The sequence below is a fragment of the Prevotella multiformis DSM 16608 genome, from assembly GCF_000191065.1.
Lineage (GTDB): Bacteria > Bacteroidota > Bacteroidia > Bacteroidales > Bacteroidaceae > Prevotella > Prevotella multiformis.
In genome coordinates this window covers 1-2,464 of the sequence record NZ_GL872286.1, presented here as the reverse complement: position 1 = coordinate 2,464, position 2,464 = coordinate 1, and the positions used below count along the sequence as shown (strand labels likewise).

Annotated in this window: 1 protein-coding gene; it reads left to right on the top strand. The window is 51.6% G+C overall.

Annotation, left to right across the window (positions count from 1 at the left end; all coding sequences use genetic code 11):
• Positions 1 to 2,464 (top strand): toxin TcdB middle/N-terminal domain-containing protein (locus tag HMPREF9141_RS12255; RefSeq protein ID WP_040555195.1); only part of this gene is annotated, 2,464 nt, incomplete at both ends.

The window sequence follows — 2,464 nt, the reverse complement described above, 5'->3', positions numbered from 1 at the left end:
TGCAAGATTACATTCAAGGAGGATTTGCTTCTGACGGCGTCAGCTGTACCGAGGCTGCGATAAGGGATATCGACGGTGACGGACATCCAGATATCGTCGTTGCTGACGGAGGGAGGCGGCTCATAGTCTACCGCAACCTTACGGGCAGAACGAACATGCTGCGCTCCGTGACGCTTCCTTTCGGCGGACATATCCATATCGGGTATGAGCAGACGGCTCCGAGTTACGACCTGCCGGGACGTCGCTGGGTGATGTCATCTGTTGAGACTACGGGTGGATACAAAGAGAACGGAGCGGTACGAAGCCGGAATACCTTTGAATACAGCGGTGGCTACCGTGACCGTCGTGAGCGTGACTTCTATGGTTTCAGGCAGGTGCGTACCAATCAGATAGATACCGAGAACGGTGACAGACTCTATCGTTACTCTGTACAGACCTATGGCAGGAACAGGGATTACCATACTCATGGGCTTGTTACGAGTGAGTATCTCTATACCGCTGATGGAAAGAAGCTGCAGGGATCTCTATATGACTACGACCTGAAGACACTCGCCGTTGGTAATAATACGACAGATGCTGTTGTCTTCCCAGCCCTGAAGACACTCGTTCAGAGTAACTTTGATGAAGCCAGTGGGGACAGTCTGTCGGTTGCTGTCAATAATACTTACGATGACTATGGTAACCTGCAGGGATATAAGGAGACGACAACGGGCTATAGCTTAGAGGCAAACATCGACTATCATAGGATTGCCGATAAGTATATTGTCAGTGTTCCGAGCCATATCACCGTCAGCAGTGGCGGCAGGACTTACCGTGAGCGCAGCACGAAGGTGGACGGGAACGGTGAGATAACGGAGATCATGCTCCATAACGGTGACAAGCCTTCTGTCTATAACATGACCTACGATGGCTATGGCAACATCACACGCATGACGAAGCCGGAGAACTATAACCATCAGCGTATGTTCTATGCTTATACGTATGACGACCGTTATCACAGTCTTGTGACAGGTGTCAAGGATGCGTACGGCTACAGCTCCAGCACGGCTTATGATGGTCTTTGGAATGCTCCGTCTGTAACGACCGACCTTAACGGGCAGAAGATGGAATACACCTATGATGCACTGGGCAGACAGATGACTATCCGTGCTCCGTATGAGATAGAGAGCGGTCAGCCGTTTACTATCCGCTTTGAGTACTTCCCTGCAGAACGTAAGGCACATACCGTCCATTATTCCAAGGAGGGGAACATTGACACTTATACCTTTGCCGACTCGCTGATGCGTGCCGTCCAGACGAAACAGACGGGCGTGGTGTGGTCCGGCGGCAGCAATCAAAAGGTCTCTATTGTCAGTGGAAGGGCTGTCATCGATGCCTTCGGACGTAATATTGCGGCTTATTACCCAATGACGGAGAGTTATGGTAACATCGGCACTTACAACCATGCTACAGGTGATCTGCAGGCAAAGACGGAGTATGATGCGCATGACCGTACCACGAGTGTTACGCTTGCTGACGGCAGTGTGACACGTACGGCTTATACTATCGGCAGCCATGACGGAGAACCGATGCTCCAGACAACGGTCACGGATGCACTGGGACGACATGCGGAGAGCTATACCGATGCCAAGGGACGCAACCGGGAAACGGTGCAGCATGCCCGTGGTGAGGATATCACGGTGAAGTATAGCTACGACCCTGTCGGACAGGTGATGACCGTCCAGCATCCTAACGGCAGGGAGACGAAGTATGCCTACGACCTGCTTGGTCGGAAACTGATGGTGAACCATCCTGATGCTGGTGAGACGGACATGACTTACGATGCGGCGGGCAACCTCCTGACGAAGCTCACGGCAGAGCTTAGGAAGTCGATATCTGACAAGGGTTACATCTCTTACACCTACGATTTCGAACGGCTGCATGAGGTGCTCTATCCGGAAAATCTCTTCAACCGTGTTACTTATACCTATGGTAAAGCCGGCGATAAGTATAACCGTGCCGGTCGTCTTGCCCTCGTTGAGGATGCTTCGGGTGGTGAAGCCTATTACTATGGCAGACAGGGTGAGGTGACGAAGACCGTCCGTACGGTCATGGCGAGTGTGGCGGATATCAGGACTTATGTCTATGGTGCTACGTATGACAGCTGGAACCGCGTGCAGACGATGACTTATCCTGACGGTGAAGTGGTAACTTATCACTACAATGCTGCAGGACAGGTTGAGAGCATGACGAGCAATAAACAGGGACGTCAGAGCGTTATTGTTGACAGGATAGGTTACGATAAGGAGGGTCATACGGTCTATACGAAGCTTGGTAATGGCACGGAGACTACCTATACCTACGACAAGCAGCGTGAACGTCTGCAGGTGATGAACCTTACAGCGGATGGTCAGACTGTGATGGAAAACAGGTACCGTTATGATGCTGTGGATAATATCCTCGGTATCACGAATGCCGCCAACCC